The sequence below is a fragment of the uncultured Nostoc sp. genome (genome assembly GCF_964245575.1).
In the GTDB taxonomy this organism is placed as follows: domain Bacteria; phylum Cyanobacteriota; class Cyanobacteriia; order Cyanobacteriales; family Nostocaceae; genus Nostoc.
Genome location: NZ_CAXTNP010000029.1, coordinates 1 through 19261 on the forward strand (window position 1 = coordinate 1; position 19261 = coordinate 19261).

Annotated in this window: 20 protein-coding genes and 1 other RNA gene; 12 read left to right on the top strand and 9 right to left on the bottom strand. The window is 41.9% G+C overall.

Features of this window, described 5'->3' with window-relative positions; all coding sequences use genetic code 11:
* Positions 1 to 327 precede the first annotated feature (327 nt).
* Both ACFFAP_RS07165 and ACFFAP_RS07170 read left to right on the top strand, forming a co-directional pair.
* Positions 328 to 816: a molybdenum cofactor biosynthesis protein MoaE gene (locus ACFFAP_RS07165; protein ID WP_375510573.1), complete on the top strand. Its 489-nt coding sequence runs from the start codon at positions 328 to 330 to the stop codon at positions 814 to 816.
* 49 nt (positions 817 to 865) lie between these two features.
* Positions 866 to 1081: a hypothetical protein gene (locus tag ACFFAP_RS07170; RefSeq protein ID WP_375510574.1), complete on the top strand. Its 216-nt coding sequence runs from the start codon at positions 866 to 868 to the stop codon at positions 1079 to 1081.
* Between the two features lie 176 nt (positions 1082 to 1257).
* Here ACFFAP_RS07170 and ACFFAP_RS07175 read toward each other — a convergent pair whose 3' ends face one another.
* Positions 1258 to 2088, bottom strand: a complete 831-nt coding sequence (locus ACFFAP_RS07175) for a hypothetical protein (protein WP_375510575.1) — start codon at positions 2086 to 2088, stop codon at positions 1258 to 1260.
* A gap of 304 nt (positions 2089 to 2392) precedes the next feature.
* On the opposite strand from ACFFAP_RS07175, the gene ACFFAP_RS07180 reads away from it, so the two are divergent.
* Positions 2393 to 2713: a hypothetical protein gene (locus tag ACFFAP_RS07180; protein ID WP_375510576.1), complete on the top strand. Its 321-nt coding sequence runs from the start codon at positions 2393 to 2395 to the stop codon at positions 2711 to 2713.
* A 34-nt stretch (positions 2714 to 2747) separates the two neighbouring features.
* Here ACFFAP_RS07180 and ACFFAP_RS07185 read toward each other — a convergent pair whose 3' ends face one another.
* The 5 genes from ACFFAP_RS07185 to ACFFAP_RS07205 all read right to left on the bottom strand — a co-directional run bounded on the left by ACFFAP_RS07185 (position 2748) and on the right by ACFFAP_RS07205 (position 7921).
* The gene (locus ACFFAP_RS07185; protein WP_375510577.1) at positions 2748 to 3071 is read right to left on the bottom strand and encodes a DUF2103 domain-containing protein; all 324 of its coding nucleotides are present in this window, start codon (positions 3069 to 3071) and stop codon (positions 2748 to 2750) included.
* Positions 3072 to 3076: 5 nt separating this feature from the next.
* Positions 3077 to 3403, bottom strand: a complete 327-nt coding sequence (gene clpS, locus ACFFAP_RS07190; protein ID WP_375510578.1) for an ATP-dependent Clp protease adapter ClpS — start codon at positions 3401 to 3403, stop codon at positions 3077 to 3079.
* 261 nt (positions 3404 to 3664) lie between these two features.
* Complete coding sequence (locus ACFFAP_RS07195) at positions 3665 to 5719, bottom strand: FAD-dependent oxidoreductase (RefSeq protein ID WP_375510579.1); 2055 nt, start codon at positions 5717 to 5719, stop codon at positions 3665 to 3667.
* A gap of 224 nt (positions 5720 to 5943) precedes the next feature.
* Complete coding sequence (locus tag ACFFAP_RS07200) at positions 5944 to 7254, bottom strand: hypothetical protein (RefSeq protein WP_375510580.1); 1311 nt, start codon at positions 7252 to 7254, stop codon at positions 5944 to 5946.
* A gap of 343 nt (positions 7255 to 7597) precedes the next feature.
* On the bottom strand, positions 7598 to 7921 hold the full coding sequence (locus tag ACFFAP_RS07205) for a hypothetical protein (RefSeq protein WP_375510581.1): 324 nt from the start codon (positions 7919 to 7921) through the stop codon (positions 7598 to 7600).
* Positions 7922 to 8444: 523 nt separating this feature from the next.
* Between ACFFAP_RS07205 and ACFFAP_RS07210 the strand changes: the two genes are divergently transcribed.
* The 8 genes from ACFFAP_RS07210 to ACFFAP_RS07245 all read left to right on the top strand — a co-directional run bounded on the left by ACFFAP_RS07210 (position 8445) and on the right by ACFFAP_RS07245 (position 15823).
* Complete coding sequence (locus ACFFAP_RS07210; protein WP_335126369.1) at positions 8445 to 8597, top strand: lmo0937 family membrane protein; 153 nt, start codon at positions 8445 to 8447, stop codon at positions 8595 to 8597.
* Positions 8598 to 9098: 501 nt separating this feature from the next.
* A complete protein-coding gene (locus ACFFAP_RS07215; RefSeq protein WP_375510606.1) occupies positions 9099 to 9590 on the top strand; it encodes a pentapeptide repeat-containing protein in 492 nt (163 codons plus the stop codon).
* On the top strand, positions 9587 to 10747 hold the full coding sequence (locus ACFFAP_RS07220) for a 5-(carboxyamino)imidazole ribonucleotide synthase (RefSeq protein ID WP_375510582.1): 1161 nt from the start codon (positions 9587 to 9589) through the stop codon (positions 10745 to 10747). The genes ACFFAP_RS07215 and ACFFAP_RS07220 overlap by 4 nt, the downstream gene beginning before the upstream one ends.
* A 61-nt stretch (positions 10748 to 10808) precedes the next feature.
* Positions 10809 to 10992: non-coding RNA, 6S RNA (gene ssrS / locus ACFFAP_RS07225), on the top strand.
* 347 nt (positions 10993 to 11339) lie between these two features.
* Entirely contained in the window at positions 11340 to 12605 is a 1266-nt protein-coding gene (locus ACFFAP_RS07230) for a M16 family metallopeptidase (protein WP_375510583.1), read from the top strand.
* 95 nt (positions 12606 to 12700) lie between these two features.
* Positions 12701 to 13972, top strand: coding sequence for a M16 family metallopeptidase (locus ACFFAP_RS07235; protein ID WP_375510584.1), 1272 nt, complete (start codon positions 12701 to 12703; stop codon positions 13970 to 13972).
* 89 nt (positions 13973 to 14061) lie between these two features.
* A complete protein-coding gene (locus ACFFAP_RS07240) occupies positions 14062 to 15084 on the top strand; it encodes a peptidoglycan-binding protein (protein WP_375510585.1) in 1023 nt (340 codons plus the stop codon).
* 385 nt (positions 15085 to 15469) lie between these two features.
* Positions 15470 to 15823, top strand: coding sequence for a phage holin family protein (locus ACFFAP_RS07245; protein ID WP_334745124.1), 354 nt, complete (start codon positions 15470 to 15472; stop codon positions 15821 to 15823).
* Between the two features lie 5 nt (positions 15824 to 15828).
* Here the strand turns inward: ACFFAP_RS07245 and ACFFAP_RS07250 are convergent, their stop codons facing one another.
* From ACFFAP_RS07250 to argS, 3 genes are all read right to left on the bottom strand, one after another.
* Positions 15829 to 16296 (bottom strand): cobalamin biosynthesis protein, encoded by a 468-nt coding sequence (locus ACFFAP_RS07250; protein WP_375510586.1) that lies wholly within the window; start codon positions 16294 to 16296, stop codon positions 15829 to 15831.
* Between the two features lie 37 nt (positions 16297 to 16333).
* The gene (locus ACFFAP_RS07255) at positions 16334 to 16897 is read right to left on the bottom strand and encodes a Uma2 family endonuclease (RefSeq protein WP_375510587.1); all 564 of its coding nucleotides are present in this window, start codon (positions 16895 to 16897) and stop codon (positions 16334 to 16336) included.
* Positions 16898 to 17229: 332 nt separating this feature from the next.
* A complete protein-coding gene (gene argS, locus ACFFAP_RS07260; RefSeq protein WP_375510588.1) occupies positions 17230 to 18993 on the bottom strand; it encodes an arginine--tRNA ligase in 1764 nt (587 codons plus the stop codon).
* A 185-nt stretch (positions 18994 to 19178) separates the two neighbouring features.
* On the opposite strand from argS, the gene ACFFAP_RS07265 reads away from it, so the two are divergent.
* A partial coding sequence (locus tag ACFFAP_RS07265) for a type II toxin-antitoxin system HicA family toxin (protein WP_375510607.1) occupies positions 19179 to 19261 on the top strand: 83 nt, incomplete at its 3' end.

Here is a 19261-nt window from a genome sequence, read left to right on the forward strand (position 1 = left end):
GCGCATCTGTGCAAAAAGCAGGAAACCCTCCTTCCCCCTGCCCCCTGCGGTCTTAATAATAAGTCTTTAACCGGACACGATATGATTTGGCGTGGTACGCGATCGACTATACACAGAGTCTTGATCGCTTCTCCCCCTGGTGCAAATGAAAAGTCTTTTTTTTGATTTTTGATTTTTGATTTTTGATTTTTGAATTTGAGCAAAGCGAGTCCCCCTATGGGTGTACCTCACGTAAACGAGAAGCGCTATAACAAAAGCAACTAAACATACACCAGCAGTGTTTTGTTCAGAGACAATAGAAAAAGCCCACATAATATGAACGCATTTATGACGACTACACTTACCTCTGCTGTTAAACCAAGAGCCGAAGATAGTTTTGCCATTAGCTTTGCACCATTATCTCTTGAAGAAATCTATGCCTTGTCTGAAGATCCAGCTAACGGTGCTGTGGTTATGATGAGTGGCGTAGTTCGTAATCAAACTGATGGCAAACCTGTAGTTGCTCTAGAATATCAAGCTTACGAACCTATGGCATTGCAGATATTTTATCAAATTGCTGCTGATATTCGTTTATCTACGTCTGATGTAAATCGGGTAGTGATTCATCATCGCACCGGACGTTTGCAAGTTGGAGAAATTAGCGTTTTAGTAGCAGTGGGTTGTCCTCATCGGAGTGAGGCGTTTGAAGCTTGTCAATATGCTATTGATACCCTCAAACACAATGCACCTATATGGAAGAAAGAAATTTGGCGAGATGGTTCTAGTAGCTGGGTAAGTATTGGTGCTTGCGAAGAGTTAGGAGAAAATTGTTCTTAGTACAGAATTTCATTAATTCGTAGCAAATTAAATTTGGCAATATCCTACAATGCCAATGCATCCCGATGCATTGTTAATGCGTCCTTCTGCAATGCCAATGCATCCCGATGCATTGTTAATGCGTCCCTCTGCAATGCCAATGCATCCCGATACAATGTTAATGCGTCCCCCTGCAATGCCAATGCATCCCGATACAATGTTAATGCGTCTCCCTGCAATGCCAATGCATCCCGATACGATGTTAATGCGTCGGCTGCATTGTTAATGCGTCCCTCTGCAATGCCAATGCATCCCCCCGCATAAAAACGTAGCGTTTTTATGCAAAACTGTACTTAGCAATTGGACATTAGGCAAAACAGTTCTGAGTAAAGAAGTGAAATTTCTGACTCAGCACGGGCTAAACACCCAGCTATTGATGTACAGCACTCCCTTTCCCCCTTGTTACTTACAGTACTCTTTAGCACTTTGAGTTGAATGAACGCTTACTTGTGACCATTCTCTAATTACGAATTCGCTTAAACCGACATGGGGCAATCGCTTGGCATCGAGGCTTTGCCAATCACTTTGATTTCCCCAGTCGTAAGTGTATCCTAGTTGTGTCCACGGGTAATGAACAACAGTAGTTGATGAGTTACTTGGTGAACCGTAGCGGCTTTGAAATTGCTGGGTAAACCAATCTTGATAGCTGGTTGAGATTAACTCAAAGGCATTAGGTAAAGGAAATTCAAGTTCCGCCTCACGATCGCTAATGTTAGGATCTCGACTGGGACGAAATAGCGATCGCGGTTCCACCCAAAGTTCAACAATATATCTAGTTGTAGTTGCATCTGGAGGTAAACCCAATAGTTGGTTCAATCGATATTCTAAAGATATTGGGCTAGTGGAACGGTACGTTTTGCAGAATTTTTGTAAGTCTGGAGCAGCAGTAACCCATAAATCACGTGGTAAAAGCATCACCTTACCCAAATTACCTGCATATCCAGGAAAGCTTGTCCATGCTACTACTAATACCCGGCTCTTGTCCCATTTGAGATCGGAGTTATACCAAACAATCGGAGTCAGATTTCGATAGATTTCACGAGGTTCTGCGATTTTTGCATCCTCTACCGCATCTAGATACCCTTGTGGTAAGGGTGATTGATCTGAAGTATTTCCTCTTGTTGATTGCGCCAGAGACGCAGAATTTAAAAAGGCTGCGGTGAGGCTGACAAGAATTGCAGCATAAGGGAAAACTCGCTTTTTGCGGCGATCGCCAGCCTGAACTAAATTCATATTCTTTTTTGAGTTTTGGGAAATTTAGAGATAAATATGGCAAGAGAAGATGTAGCAAGCAATCGCTTGTTGAACTGCAAAATGGATATTTTCTTATTCAGCCATTCCTAGTGAAATATATGACAGATTCTTTTAAACTCCAAGCAAACTCTTAAATAATATTTATATTTGCAAAACAACAATTTTTGTTGCATTTGTTTACACGATATACATTGCTCTATTGAGGTTTGTAAATAATTTGTATTTCTATAAGGAATATTCCTTTAGACTGATCTTTAACTGAAAAATGTGGGGATAAACACAAATGCATTCGTTAAATATATTTTGTCACGAATTTGTAGTTGCTGTTTCCTTTGTAGCTTGCATTGTTGGGCTGGTGTTACTGTGGGACAGTAAGCAGCAAAAAAATGATGTGGAAGAAACAGAGCGGATTTTATTCAGAATGAGCTTTACTTACTGGCTAGTTTACTGTGTAGCCTTTGGTATAGAAAAAATAATTTTACCCGACTGGGAATCTATGCTCATGACTTTGAGAATAACTACGGCTCTGTCATATTTCTTAACTTTTTCTTGCATTGTTAGTCTGCCACTACACAAATTTGCAGTACACCGTGTTGAGGAATAGTAATGAGGCATGGGGAATTGGGAATTGGGCATGATTAAGATTTCATAGCGATCGCTAATGCCGTTTCCAATTCTGACTGCGCCAAAGAAGTTAAAATGAAGACCTCTTGTACCGTCTTCCCCTGCCGTGCAATTACTTTATAGCCGCCGCGAATTGGTACTGACACACGCAGTTGCATTTTTGGACAATGACCTTTTGCCCGCCCAATCACTCCCGGCGTCACGGTTTGGATGTTATCCTGCTGACAAAGACGATCTAAAATGGGGATGAGACCAGAAAGGTGTGTCGAGTGATTCCAAACCAGTCTGCCAGCTTTTTGCGAAGCCGTCCGAAGGGAATCTGCGGTGGGTTTGCCCATGATGATTAAGCTGCTTCTAGAGGTGCCATTGTCAAACCTGCTCGGCGCAGCTGCTGGTGATAGAGTTCCGCAGGTTCTTGGGGCCCGACCCAGACGATCGCTTGACCTTCATAGTGTACCTGATTAGTTAGATCCCATGCGCGATCGCCACTCATTCCTGGAATATATTTCATCAAACATTCAGTCACGTGTTGGAATGTATTAAAATCATCGTTTAATACAATCACTTTGTAATTCGGATAAGTCTTACGGGTAACTTGATCAGACTGTTTAGGAGCTACAGTTGGTGCTGTGACCATATCGTAAACATCTGCTGAAAGTGTCATAAGCATAGAACAATTAAGCAAGATAATTTTACAAAACTACACTACAAACAACTAGTTTAGTCCATTGTCAGTTGTCATTCGTCATTTGTCCGTTGTCCGTTGTCCTTAACAAATGACCAATACTTCTCTTCTTAGGCTGCGCCCTAAGCGTAGCTATGCCGCAGGCTTTACGGCAACTCTTGGAGACGCACTCGCGAACGCTGAGTACAAGTGACCAATGACCAATGACTAATGACCAATGACTAATGACCAATGACTAATGACTATCTACCGCCAATTATCCCAGTTTTCGTTAAAAATTGATGTATCAGGGAAGGCTGTGGGATTACCATTTTGTTGCAAAAGCCGTTTGAGCGCTTCTAGTTGTGGCTCTTGTTTGGGTAAGTCATCGACTAGTTGGTAGGGTGCGATCGCATTTTTGAGCGCAAAACTAGCCACAGTTCCCGCAGCTGCGCCAGACGACCATTCAAAGGAATGGACTCGATAGGCAGCAGCAGCAATATGACTACTAGCAATGCTTTTGCCTCCTACCAGCAAATTATCAATTTTCTGGGGAATCATTGCCCTCAAAGCAATTTGGAAGGGATAAGCTTGACCTGCACCACGTCTTTCGCCTGGACGTTCTGTGTTCCCAGGTGCTTCTGGAGGACTATTCACCATGCAAGGATGGAAATCTATGGCGTAGTGACCAATACCCACAGCGTCGGGGAAGATGGTAGAACGAGTCCGTCGCATTGCTTTGTCTGGTGGAACTTTACCGTCAATTACTGATATTGCTTCTAAACCTGCAAGTGCTGCTCGTAGCCTCCGATACATATCTGCTGGCAGAGTCTGGGAATAATACTTATCGTTGTAATCTCGGCGAGAAATATCAATTTCCCAAATACCAAAGCCACCAGGTTGTCCCCAACTGGGGCGGCCAATGATGCGCCGTGCTTCGCGGATATAGGGATATTTCGATAAGCCATGCACTGTCCCCATCGGGGAATTTAAACCTGAAACAAAGCGGTTATTGCTTTGCAGCTGCTTTACACCCTCCCCCAACTGGGAATCTGTAGTCCCAGCTACCAACCAATAATAGAAAGAGAAGGCATTTTCCTCAGCTTTGCGGAGAGTTTCTGTTCGCAGTCCCCCCATCCAGCCCCCTGATTTTAACTGCCCAGTACTTTGTAACTGTTGGCGACTGTAAATCAGGTTATCTTGGGCTGTTCCAGGGCGGTAATCATTACCCCAAGTCCAGTTTTGCATGGAGATGTCCCCTGGTGTAGGAGCAGTAAAACTTACACCACCGAATTTTTCTGGTTTCCCTTTCTTTGGACTCCAAATGCGACGGTAGGTGAAAACTAAGTCAAAGTTAGCCAGTCGCGTTAATTCATAGCTAAAATATGGTGCGTATTCTAAATAAAATGGGGGCATTGTCTGCGGTTGCGGTTCCTTGCTTGCCTCCATTGCAAAAGTGTAGGTAAAGCCTTGAGGGCAATAAGGATCGTTGTTGGTGTCAGAAGCAGAAGGTTCTAGGTAAGAACGGGCATCAATACCCAATCGGTAGGGGACATCAGCAAGGGCGATAATTTCTCCAGTTTCGCTGGCGTCTACGACATACCACTTAGGAGCATCCCCTTTATCTGCCTTGGGGAGAAAACGGAGAATAGTTTTGGTAAATCGAGATGAGTTTTCGTAGCTATAAGAATCTTCAATACTTTGAGATAAAGTAAAGGTATTGAGAGGTGGTGCGCCTTTTGGTGGTTGATGTTGAATAGCGATCGCACCATTAATTATTTTGCCATCAGCAGCGATTTCCAAATCCTTAATTACCGTGTTGGGAAACCATTGCAACTTCCCTTTGCCCTGTTTCTCAGCATCTTTGAGCATCTGAGTCAAAATGTTGTTAGCATCGCGGGGAAGAAAGCAGGATTCACTTACCCAACAGTCACCGGGATTGAGTTTACCGTATTTGCGCCCAATCCGGTTTCGCAATTCTAGGTAGCCGCGAGAATAGAATTTGAGAGATCGTTGAGTTGGGCGTTCATCTAACGCAGATGTCCCTTGAGCAGAAATTTGTCCTCCCAGCCAGTCAGTAATTTCCGTGAGGCAAACCGTTCGGCCTGCGAGTAAGCCCTCGTAAGCTGTGGCGACACCGGATAGTCCACCACCCACAACTAAAATCTCGCAATTGACAGTTTTATCTGGGGTTCTCGGTACTGTGGCGATTGCCTTTGACGTTGGCGCTGCGATCGCTCCTTCAAATGCAACTAAACTAGATATTAAGTTGAGACTGATCAGCGATCTCAAACTATAAGCTACTTTGTGTCTGCCCTTCATGGTAAAAAAACCGCTCCAAATCCTGTTCCATTTTGTAGACGGTAGCATCTAGCAAATGTTTAACTCAAGCAATTCTTTACAAGGTAATCTACGCGATCTAGCGTAAGATTAAAGTTTTTGAAGCGAATAGCACGCTCGACTAGGTGAAAATCTTAAGAAAATAAGTGTGAGTACCTTGTTGAATTCCTCACTTTACCCAAGTCTTGAATATGAGCAGCACTCAGCTATTCAATTGTCAAAGTCTCGTTTAGCTTAAGCAGCCATTGATAACATGGCTCATCAATTGGGGCAATGTCCCTACGTCGCTGTGCTAAAGATTCTGTGTAAGCTATGAGCCAAGCAGAAGCAAGTTCTTGTTCAGTTGCGGCCTCTTCTGCCAATGTACGAGCAAACTGTAGCTCTACCCATTCTTTAAAAGTAACTATTTCAAGGGATATCCCAAATATTTCTTCAATTTCATTACATCTAGGCATCAGTTCATCAATTCGTTCAGCTTCAAGACTTGTAACGAAACCAGCCTTTCTAACGGCGGGATGTACTTCCAGTTTTTCTGATAATTCCTCAATCTCATCTCGCAAGTATGACTTACCATACTTGGCATCCCAAGCTTCCACAATTTGCCTATCCTCTAAAAGTTCAATATCACCAACATTGCCATGCTTCTTATTGGCTGAACGCATTTGCGAAAGTGGTTTTAGCAACCTGTGGGGAAAAATTTGGTATTCTTGCATAGCCTGCATTAAGCTATGCATAGCTATCTCCATTAAACGAGCCGCATAATCAGATTGATTAATGTGACGCAGTATGAGACTTAATAAAATGCCTTTATCAACAACTGTTGCTCCCAGAAATAAGGTCAGATTATCAATAGTTTGTAAAGCTAATCTTCTAAAGTTATCTGCTTGATTGAGTAGTTGCGAAAGAAGATAGCGCAGTGTTACTTCAGAAACTACTTCATCTTTCTCAATTGCCTCAACAAGACTTACCCACTCAGAACGTGCGCCTCTCATGTTGGCTTTATATACAGATGAATACGGGTAATTTTCTGCTAAACTGCGTGTCATCATGAAACCATCCGCATTCAATCTCAGTAATTCATATTTTTGTAACACAGGTGTAATATATTGCTTATCGAGAGAGCGCATAGAAATACCATCACACCAAGAAAAATCTCTTGTAGCCGTACTACCTTTGTGTAACCTAATACTCTGCTCTGGCTCAATTGATTTAATGCACAACTGTAGAATTGACAAACCGACTAATGCTCTACCAACTTCGCTGGTCACTGACTGTACAAGTCTATCTAAAAGATATTTATGCGTTTGGTTCAAGATCAAGAAATCAATATTCGATGAATAATCTCTGCAAAATAAAATCTGTCTTTCCAAGTAACCCGTAGATAGTTCTACTGCTATTTTCTTGTACCGTATCTTTGCAGCCTGATTCATTCCTCCTTCTTGAAAGTATTGAATTGTTCCATCAGGTAAAATCAACTCACTTCTATTTGTATAAACTCTCAGGTGTAGCTCATTCATGATCTGTTTATAGACTTTTGCGAATGGCTAAAATATCTTGGAACCAAGTTGTATTAATTGGCTCGGAGCTAGACAAATCGAGAAAAAGAGACAACTGTTGCATTGCGTAATCTAAAATATAGCGGCTGGAGGTTTGTACAATATTCTTTGGTAGCACAAAGTTGCCTAAAGACTAGAATAGTGTATTCCATCCATCTACCCGTGACAAAATCTGCCCAAGTTCAATCCCTATCCAAAAGGTCAACCGATTTGTCGTGATTTCATCTCTTTTTCTGAAATTAAAAACTGCTCTTGCTAAAAGTAGACAAGAGCAGTTTTTAATAGTAAAGCCCAAAATAATAATTTAGGCATCTTCAAGCTCAAATTGAGCCACCGTAACGGCGTTAAAAGCAAAAGCTAAAACTAATGGCATCGGCGACTGAAACCAAAAGGTACAAAGAACAGCTAGGATTGTGCCAATTACTGCGGACATTGACCACAATCGTTCTTCAAAAGTCAATCCCTTCTCGGCTTTAATCACTCTGAGAACGTGAACTGGAATTGGTTCCGGCATTACCCCACCCGGAGGGAAAGCCCAGAAGTTGTTACGTCGCTCTACAAATAAATCTGTCCAGCCATTTTCTTGGCACCATGCCTCAATCCATTGAAGTGAGTAATGATTCATCATCGGGTTTCGGAGTTCGGTTTGTGGAAGTTGTGTACTTGGTGAATGTAAACTCTTGGAGATTCCTAAAGAACTAACTAATCGCTATAAAACTAACGCAAATTATCCAACTTTTAAGCTTTGTTAAGCAGTTGAGACGCATATAATTACGCTCAAACCTTACTTTCATTAATTAAAAGACTAACAGTTGATAGGGGCTGTTGAATTTAAAAGACAATAAACTTTACTTGAAACATTGAAAGTCAAGAATTGTAAATAAGTCCATGAGTATTACTGCTTAAATAAACTCTTTATATCCTGAAATTCAAATCTAAAAATGAAGAATTGTAAACAAATCAACGAGCGTAGGCTCAGTCATAGGGTAAATAGAATTGCGGGTAAGGGCGAAAGGTAAACTTTTAATTAATTTTCTTTCTCAAGAAAGATGATTTAAATTTCTAGACCTCTCTCAGGGTAAGTAGAATCAAAGTGAGCTTGGAGTAAAATATTTAAAGAAATAAAAACTTACTTGATTAAAATCAAATATATGTTGAGTATACTTTGGGGTATTGTTGTTGTATTGATTGCTTTTTGGGGATTAGGACTGGCACTTCATATTGCCGGAAATTTAATTCATGCAGTGTTGCTTTTAGCGATCGCCCTTGCTATCTATAATTTTTTCAAAGCGCGTGATGTGTAAATATAGTGGTTCCTGATCTGGTAAGGTAGGTTTTCAAACTTACTAACCTTGGTAAAAAAGATTTGAGTGTACCTAAGCTGCTTAGGCAGGGAGTAGGGAGTAGGGAATAGGGAATCAGCCCTTTCGAGTTGAGGGCGAGTTTTCTCACGCACTCAAATAGGAGTCCTATTATATATTTAAGTGCGATCGCTACTAAGCTAATCGGCATTTAAGTTGCATAAAAGCAGGGCTAGAGCCGCTTACTACAAGCGAATCATTCTGGAAAAATGAATGAGGATTAGCTTATTCCTAATATTGCCGCTCTCTAGCTAAGGGTGAGAAGCGATGTCTACCACAGGCTACGCATCCACCCTTTTTGCGTTACAAAATATTAAGCTAGGGAAATATACGTTCACCAAGTCCAGTAGCAAGGTTGGAAGTCTCAATTAAGATGATCCAGTCTTGCTAATATTCAAATGCGGTAATTAAATGCAGCGATTAGACACCAAATTAGCTCTCGATATGTTATGGCGGCAAGGGTTGGCGTTCCTTCTCGGAATTATTATATGGTGCGTGCCTGATCCCGCACTGGCAGTAGACTGGACTCATCCGCTTTCATTTAGCAATGCAGAGTTGTCAAGGCGTGATTTTTCTGGTGACAGCTTGCAAGCTGCTGAGTTTTCTAACGCCAATATGGAACTGGCTAACTTTTCTAACGCTGACTTGCGGGGAGCAGTCATGAGTGCTTCGGTGATGACAAAAGCAAATCTCCACGGAGCAGATTTAACTAATGCAATGGTTGATCAGGTAAACTTGACTAAGGCAGATTTGAGCAATGCAGTTTTCAAAGAAGCTCTTTTGCTCCGCGCCATATTTAATGATGTGAATATAGACGGTGCAGATTTTACAGATGCAATTTTGGATAGAGCGCAAATCAAAGAACTGTGCGGGAAAGCCAGTGGTGTGAATTCCAAAACAGGCGTGCAAACTCGTGATTCTCTAGGATGTCAATGAAACGTGTTGGTGTAATTGGTGGCGGACAACTTGCCTGGATGATGGCGGATGCAGCACAGAAGCTAGGAGTAGAATTAGTAGTACAAACTCCTGGTGAACACGACCCGGCCGTGTCAATTGCCAAAGAAACTGTTTTCGCCCCAGTTGATGACGCAACTGCTACGGAAATATTAGCTCAAAAATGCGATGTCATCACCTTTGAAAACGAATTTGTTAACTTAGATGCTTTATCTGTTTTAGCACACCAAGGCGTTTATTTTCGTCCCAGATTAGAAGCTTTAGCTCCTCTTTTAGATAAATATCATCAGCGTTGCTATTTACGCGACTTGGGCTTACCAGTTCCTCAATTTTTCGCCCTTGCCGAGGTGGAAAATCTCAAATCAAAAATAGAATATCTAGGTTTTCCAGCAGTCCTCAAATCCCGCCGCCACGGTTATGATGGTCAAGGTACTTTCATAATTCAAGATTTTGCTACTTTAGAGCAAAAGCTAAGTTATGAAACCACAACGAAAACTTTAAATCAATCACTTTTCTTATTAGAAGAATTTATCCCTTTTGAAAGAGAATTAGCAATTATTGCAGCTCGTTCTGTAGAGGGAGAAATTGTAACTTACCCAGTGGTAGAAACCCAACAAGAACAACAAGTGTGTCGGCGGGTAATTGCGCCTGCTGAGATTACGCCTAATCAAGTAGCAGAAATCCAAGCGATCGCACATACTCTATTAAATAGCCTAGAAGTAGTGGGCATTTTTGGAATTGAGCTATTTCTGGGTACTAATGGCAAAATCCTGGTAAATGAAATTGCACCCCGTACCCACAATTCTGGGCATTTTTCCCTTGACGCTTGTGAAACTTCGCAGTTTGAGCAGCACCTAAGAGCCGTTTGTGGTTTACCTTTAGCTAATCCGGCTTTGCAGTGTGCTGGTGCTGTGATGGTCAACCTACTGGGGTATGAAAATTCTCATAGCGACTACCAAAACCAGCGTCAACAATTAGCAAAGATTCCCCAGGCGCACGTTCACTGGTATGGAAAGACTCAATCACGTCCTGGGCGGAAGTTGGGACATGTTACCGTTTTGCTAGATAATCAGAATCGAGAATCGGCAAGTGCGATCGCGATCGCCCACAGCATAGAATCTATCTGGTATCCCAGGTAAATTTTTCAGAAACTTTCGATGTTGAACACACAACATCTTTTTGAAAGCTATAATGAGTGAAGTTGCACTACGACGTTGGTGACTGCCATCAAGTTTTTTGATCTATGCCTTTAAAGACAAGGGAGTCAACTGTTCTCGTGGCAGTAGACCGGGCATGTACCCGGAAACTTTAAACGAGGAATTTAGGTTCCCACCTGGATAAACCCAGGTCATAAACTTAGGTAAAACGGCGTCGCGGTGAACTTAAAATTATTAGCTCCTAAAGTCAGTTAGAACTTAGGAGCTTTAATTATTTGGCATTGCAGAACAGTGGGAGCAGGGGGAAAATTTTGGAAGTTGCTAAATCATGTCGCAAATATGCAACGCCAATTATTTAAATCAGTATTACTTATGAGACAAATAAGAAATTGCAAACTAAATATCTGAAACAACGCAGATTCAGCATTTTGGCTGTATTAATCAAACAAATTTAATTATAAATTAGTAATGCCTGGAGATAAAAACAAAATCTGTATAACTTGATTCTAAATTAGGTATCGTTCAGAGTTAAGATGACAAAATTATCTGAAATTGTGGTTAAAGCTACAGAAAATTGTCACAGCAACTAACTAATACAGTATTTCCAGCCTCGGTCTTCCGACTAGACAGTGGTTTAACGTTTATTCATCAAGAAATTCCCACTACTCCTGTAGTTGTGGCAGATGTTTGGGTGCGTGCTGGAGCAAGCCTAGAGCCAGAACCGTGGTTTGGTATGGCGCACTTTTTAGAACACATGATTTTTAAAGGTACAGCGACGCTACCTCCTGGAATGTTCGATTCCAAAGTTGAAAACCGAGGAGGCGTGAGTAATGCGGCGACAAGCTATGATTATGCTCATTATTCCCTCACCACAGCTGCCCCTTATTTAAAAGATACTCTGCCCTACTTGGGAGAACTACTGCTCAATGCGGCAATTCCAGAAGATGAATTTAGCCGCGAACGGGATGTGGTGCTAGAGGAAATTCGCTCTTGTCAGGACGATTCTGACTGGATAGGCTTTCAAGCGCTGATTCAAAGCATCTATCCGCATCACCCTTACGGACGTTCGGTGTTGGGTACTGAGCAAGAACTGATGCAGCAATCGCCAGAAGCAATGCGCTGTTTTCACCGCACTCACTATCAGCCGGAAAACATGACGGTGGTAATTGCAGGGGGTATAGCCCAGCAACCAGCTTGGGAAATGGTAAATCATTCATTTGCTGATTTTGCCGAACCCTCTAATTGTCCGCAGTTTAAGGAAGTGGCAAAGCCAGTAATAACAGGAATTCACCGTCAAGAACTGTATTTACCACGCATAGAACAAGCGCGATTATTGCTGGCATGGCTGGTTCCTGGAGTAGAAGAAATCCGCGCTGGCTATGGTTTAGATTTGTTGTCAGTGTTATTGGCAGAAGGGCGGACTTCGCGTTTAGTGCGTGATTTACGAGAAGATTTGCAATTGGTACAGGGGATTTGCAGTAGTTTTTCTCTACAACGGGAATCGAGTTTATTTACAATTACTGCCTGGTTGGAACCAGAAAATCTGGAGGAAGTTGAGTCCTTAATTTGCACTCATTTGGATGATTTGCAGACTACAGGAATTAGTGAACAGGAACTTGCTCGTACACGTAGGCTGCTATGTAACGAGTATGCGTTTTCTACGGAAACGCCAAATCAACTTACAGGGCTTTATGGGTATTACAATACCATCGCCCAAGCTGAATTAGCTGTGACATATCCCCAGCAGATTCAGTCTTTTGATGCCAAAGAACTGCAAAAATTAGCTAAACAGTATCTCTCGCCGGAGAATTACGCGGTTACTGTACTTAAACCGTGTTAGTCATTAAGTTATTAGTCATTAGTCATTAGCAAAAGACAAATGACCAATGACAAAGGACAAATGACAAATGACAAAGGACAAAGGACAAACAATAAATGACAACCTTGCTGCAAAAATCGCCTATCCATCGTACCGTATTGAACAATGGCATTGTCGTGCTGGTGGCAGAAAATCCTGCTGCGGACATTATTGCAGCGCGAATCTTTGTGCGTGCCGGTAGTTGTAACGAAAACCGGGAGCAAGCAGGGTTGGCACATTTGCTATCAGCAGTGATGACAAAGGGATGCGATGGACTTTCTAGCTTGGAAATTGCAGAAATTGTCGAGTCTGTAGGAGCGAATTTAAGTGCAGATGCTAGCACTGATTATTTTTTGTTATCTTTCAAAACGGTAACATCTGATTTTGGGGAAATTTTAACATTGGCAGGGCGGATTTTGCGATCGCCCACTTTCCCCGAAACTCAAGTGGAACTAGAACGGCGTTTAGCACTCCAGGATATTCGTTCCCAAAAAGAGCAACCGTTCAATGTCGCCTTTGAACAAATGCGGCAGGTAATGTACCAAAATCATCCATACTCCATGTCAGTGCTGGGAGATGAATCCACCATGAGCCGCTTAACTCGTGAGGATTTAGTGGAATATCACCAAACTTATTTCCGTCCAGATAATGTAGTAATTAGTATTGCAGGTAGAGTCACAGCCACAGATGCAACAGCGTTGGTGGAAGAAGTTTTTGCTGATTGGCAAGCGCCAGCCCAAGCACTACCAATACTGAATCTACCTGAGATTAAGGTGGAACCGCAGGTAAAGCTGAAGCCAGTACAGACACAACAATCAATCGTGATGCTTGGATATTTAGGAACATCGGTAAGTTCTGTTGACTACGCCGCTCTGAAGTTGCTGTGTACCTACTTGGGAAATGGGCTTTCTAGCCGCTTGTTTGTCGAATTGCGGGAAAAACGGGGTTTAGCTTACGAAGTATCCGCCTTTTACTCCACAAGGCTATTTCCAGCCTCATTTGTGGTTTACATGGGTACAGCACCGGAAAATACCAGCATTGCCATAGAAGGACTGCGTACAGAAGTAGATTTGTTATGTACCACCGAAGTATCTGAAAATGCACTCCAAGCTGCTAAAAACAAGATTCTGGGGCAGTACGCCTTGGGTAAACAAACGAACGGGCAAATTGCTCAGATATATGGTTGGTATGAAATTTTGGGCTTAGGAATTGATTTTGACACCAAGTTCCAAGAATTGATTGCGGCAGTGAGTGCCAAGGATGCCATCGCTTCAGCTTGTAAATATTTAAAAGAGCCTTACTTGTCTTTAGTTGGTCAAGAAGAAGCAATTAATCGAGCGATCGCATAACTGAAAATGTAGAATCGTAAAATGCAGCAGCTGTTTTTTAGACCAAGCGGCTGTACCATTAGCATGAGAATATTCTGGGAGTGAATTCCATGCAAAGCAGCCTGACAGCAAGTATTTTGAGTTACTTAAAATTACTAGATCCAACTGTAAATCGCTGTAAAATGGAAAAACGGCCAAAAGGTTGGTGGTCAAAGAGGTCTAAATCTTTCTCAGGCATTGAAATACTCTTGTTCTCCACTACGCCTCTGTTGATTGCCTCAACGGCTGTAGTATCAGTAGCAGCGCCACAAATTGCCCAAGTAAATCCTGGAGATAGCATCAACCGCCCTATCCTCAAAGTGGGTAGCCAAGGCGAACGGGTGTCTGAACTTCAGGCAGCTTTGAAACTTTTGGGTTTTTATTCTGGTGCCGTAGATGGTACATATAGTGAGAATACGGCCAGTGCTGTTGCCCGGTTTAAACAAGCTGCTGGTTTGAATCCAGATGGCATTGTTGATGCTAGCACTTGGCAACGACTTTTCCCGAATCAACCAGTAGCAGCATCAACCGTTCCTTCATCCCAGCCAAGATTTAACTCAGCTACGAATTTTCCTGTTCCAACCCAGGCTAGCAATGTCACCAACGTTGTAAATTCCAATTCTCCAAGACAAGCTGTAACACAAGTTTCGACTAACCCCGAACCCAGACCTACTACCCCAAAAAAAGCTGTAAGACAAGTTGCGACTAGCCCTGAGCCAAGACCTGCTACCCCAAGAAAAACTACAACTTCAAGCACACAAAAAACACCGAATCGTGCTACATCAACTACTCGAACTCAGTCAACTACACGGACTGGGCAAACTACTCAAACTGGGCCAAACACAACTACTAAGCGAACCCCTGGTATTCAATATACCTCAGAAGGATTGCCAATTTTGCGTATAGGATTACGTGGTTCTGAAGTTGTTAAGTTGCAACAACAACTGAAAAAGCTTGGTTTCTTAAAAGGCGATGCCGATGGAGACTTTGGCGAGACAACCGAAGCAGCTGTGAAAGCTGCACAAAAGCGCTATGGTTTAGAAGCTGACGGTGTAGTTGGTGGCTCTACCTGGGAGGTTCTTTTACGGCGTTAGCCTCAACAGCGTTAGGCTGATACTAAAGTTGCTATCCACTACAGTGCAATTTTGACAGTTCTCTTAATGACTTTGGAACTTGCTAGTGCTAAATACCCTCTTTTAAATACAGGGGTTTCTCTCCGTCGAGAAACCCCTGTAGGAGTTTTGCAGCTCATTTCATTTTTGATGAATTTAATTCGTGGTACATCCTGCAATACGATAAAGATACACCAATTAAAAGTATCTCTTTATGCGATCGCTGAAAAATTACATTGCTTTTAGGCTGATAAGAGAGTGAAGCAACTTTAGGAGCTAGATACAACTACGCCTGATGGTGTTACAGATCACAACTGGCAATAGTGAAATTAATTAAACTTACTGCTAATTCCTCTAAAAAAAACTTATGCAACACTTTTTATTAACTTGGCTCGGTACTGCGGTGGCGTTATTTCTGACTGCTAATATCGTTCCGGGATTCTTTATCAAGAATTTTGTGACTGCCTTGATAGCTGCCCTTGTTATTGGTCTGGTTAATGCATTTGTTAGACCAATTTTACAGATTTTGACCTTTCCAATTACCTTGCTCACCTTTGGTTTATTTACATTGGTGATTAACGCCTTAGCCCTTTGGCTGGCAAGTGTTCTAACTCCTGGTTCTGGTTTTGAGATTCAGGGCTTTTTACCTGCTTTGTTAGGTTCAATTGTGCTAGCTATTGTTTCTAGTATAATTAACTATTTTTTGAGAGTTGTTGACTAGAAAAATTAGAGAACTTTTGTAATACTAATATTTAAAGCTTGGGCAACAGCAAGAGTTACCGCTCCTGGTTGCCCTTTTAGCTGGAAAATTTGTTTAGGAACTAAGAATTTCACTCCCAATGCTTCTGTGGTGGTAAAGGGGGAAGCAGTCAATAATTGGATTTGAGTAGCTGCAAGAATAGCAGCTGCCTCTGCTACACTAGGTGTACCTACTTTGTGGTCGGTAATTGTGGCAGGGTTTGGGACACAGACAGAGCGAAGGATTTGGGCAGAAAAGGTTTTTAGGGGAAAATTGCGTAGGTTGCAAAGTTCTATTAAACCAACTTCTGAGGCTTTAGTGTCAATGGTAGCAAGACCTGCGATCGCACTTTGAAAAAGTTGATTTTCTCGAAATATTTGCTCAATTGCCCAATCAATCAACTGCCATGAGGTTCCCCGTTTACAACCGATTCCTACCCATAAAACCTGTTGCACTTGGTGTATTTCCTTATTCAATTCGTCAGGGTTTAGTTTACTCCAACAGCCAACCAAATAAATCTCCTACAGTCAGCCTCAACTCACTTGCAAAATCTGGCACAGGCAGTAAAGCTTCTAATTCGTCCAACATGATTGGCTGTTGATTGCGTATGTACACAAATACCGTTTGTTCTTCTGGATCAATCAGCCAACCCATTTGTGTTTCATAATTCAGGCAATGCAGAATATTTTTTGTAACTTTCGTTTGTCTTTGGTCAGATGATAAAATCTCGATAGTCCAATCGGGAGCGGCTGAAAATAAATTTGCTACCCTGCCATTTTCTTTGCGAGGTATTCTCTCCCAAGTGAATACCGCTACATCCGGGACAATTGATCTGCCACCAAAAGTACAGCGCAGTTCTGGATATGCTCGTGCAACTCTTTGGGGTTTCAATATAGCATTAATAAAAATAATCAGTTCACCTTGAATAGTGCTATGTTCTCCCTGTGCCATTGGTTTTTGAATAATTTTTCCATTGATGTATTCACTAGCGGGCTTCGTTTCTGGTAGCTTCAGAAACTCTACCAAAGTTATGTTTTTAGATGCTGTCTGTACCATTTGCGATCGCCTCCAACAAAACGCTTTCTTCCAACTCCACCAATTATGATTAACAAACCGCCAAGACGCATTCGTGTAGGGTCTTCTAAAAAAGGACACAAATAAAAAATTAGCTTGAGCTTATAGCAGTTCCCGACCTAGTGAGGTACGTTTTCAAAGCTATTAACCTTGTTAAACAACATTTACGTGTACCTCATTAGACTAGAAAACGCTATAACTCTTATACAAAGTTGTCCAAGTATGTCTTGTTTCACTCTCACAAAATAACGGATTGGAAACCGCTTTTCTCAAGAATTGTTCGGTGTGTCCTAATTACGAATTACGAATTAGTATTACATCCTCTCCAATACCTGAATTCCCAACAAAGATAATCCCAACTTCAAAGTTCTAGCAGTCAAATCACACAGAATCAAGCGAGATGTTCGCTGCGGTTCCTGTGCCTCCAACACCTGAACTCCCTGATTGCGGTCATAAAACTGATTAAACTTTTTACTCAGTTCGTACAAATACTCACATAAACGATTAGGCAACAAGTCTTGCTCTACACTACTAATAACTTCATCCAGTTGAAGTAAATATTTTGCTAGCGCTAATTCTGTTTCATGCTGCAACAAAATAGCATTATTTCCCAACTCCTTAAAGTTAATATCACCCTTGCGGCTAATCCCCTGAATCCGCGCATAAGCATAGAGCATATAGGGCGCAGTATTACCTTTGAAATCCAGCATTTTGTCGTAGCTGAAGATGTAGTTACTGGTACGGTTTTGGCTTAAGTCTGCATATTTAACTGCACTGATCCCAACTACCCTAGCAACTTCATTAATAAATTCTTCAGTTTCAATACGTTCTTCTTCTTTTAATCTAGTTTTTAGGTCAGCATGGGCACGAGAAACAGCTTCATCTAATAAATCCCGTAGCCGCACAGTATCCCCAGAACGAGTTTTGAATTTCTTTCCATCTTCTCCTAACACCAACCCAAAGGGCAGATGCACTAATTCCACATCATCAGGAATCCATCCGGCTTTGCGTGCAACTTGGAAAACTTGAGCAAAGTGGTTTCCTTGTCCAGCATCGGTTACATAAATTATCCGCTTTGCCTCATCCTGCTGAATTCGGTAGCGCAGGGATGCTAAATCTGTTGTGGCGTAGTTATAGCCGCCATCTGATTTTTGCACAATTAAAGGTAAGGGTTCACCTTCTCTATTTGTAAACCCTTCCAGAAAAACGCATTTTGCCCCCTGGTTTTCTACCAGTAAGCCAGATTTTTCTAAATCTTCTACAACTTCTGGTAATAAGGGGTTGTAGAAAGATTCGCCCCGTTCAGTTAACTTGATATCCAGCAACTCATAAATTACTTGAAACTCCCGCCGCGACTGTTCACACAGCAGTTTCCAAGCATGAAGTGTATCCTCTGCACCTGCTTGTAATCTTACGACTTCTTGCCGTGCTGTTTCTTGAAAAGCTGCATCTGTATCAAAGCGTTGTTTGGCTTTGCGGTAAAAAGAGACTAAATCACCAATATCTAAAGCATTAGCGGTGGTAAGTGCGTCTGGGTAAACTTCCCGCAGATAGGCAATTAACATGCCAAACTGCGTACCCCAATCACCTACATGATTTAACCGCAGTACATCGTGTCCTTGAAATTCTAAAATCCGGGCGATGGAATCACCAATAATCGTAGAACGCAAGTGTCCAACGTGCATTTCTTTGGCAATATTCGGACTGGAAAAATCCACAATCTCTCGCTTGGGCGTTTTCGCAGCTGGAACTCCCAACCGGGGATCAGCTTGTATATCGTTCAGTTGTGCTTCCAGGTATGCCGTTTTCAGTTTCAAATTGATAAATCCTGGCCCAGCGATTTCTGGCGGTTCGCAGATTTCGGATACATCTAATTTCTCAACGATCGCACCTGCGATCGCTCTTGGCTGCAATCCTTTCTTTTTACTCAGGGATAAAGCCACATTCGCCTGATAATCACCAAATTTAGGATTACTAGCAGAAACCAAAATTGGATCTACTCCAGCAAAGTCAGCGCCAAAAGCCGCAACTATTGCCTGTTCAAGCTGAACTTTTAGTTTTTCTTGTGTAGCGTTCATATATAAATTTTATCTGTGAGAGAGAGAATGTAGCTCTGGAAAAGCTTGATTATTCACTTTAGCATTTCATTTTGAGCCACTCGATTCATGAGGCGATTTTGACTATATTGAGTGATTGCTTTAAGAATTGTCAATAAGGCACTCTATCTGTAATATAAATTTCACCTATACAGATAAGCGCTAGCATGAAAGTACGCGAAGTTATCAAACGACTAGAAGCTGATGGTTGGTATCTTGCTAGAACTAAAGGTAGTCATCGACAGTTCAA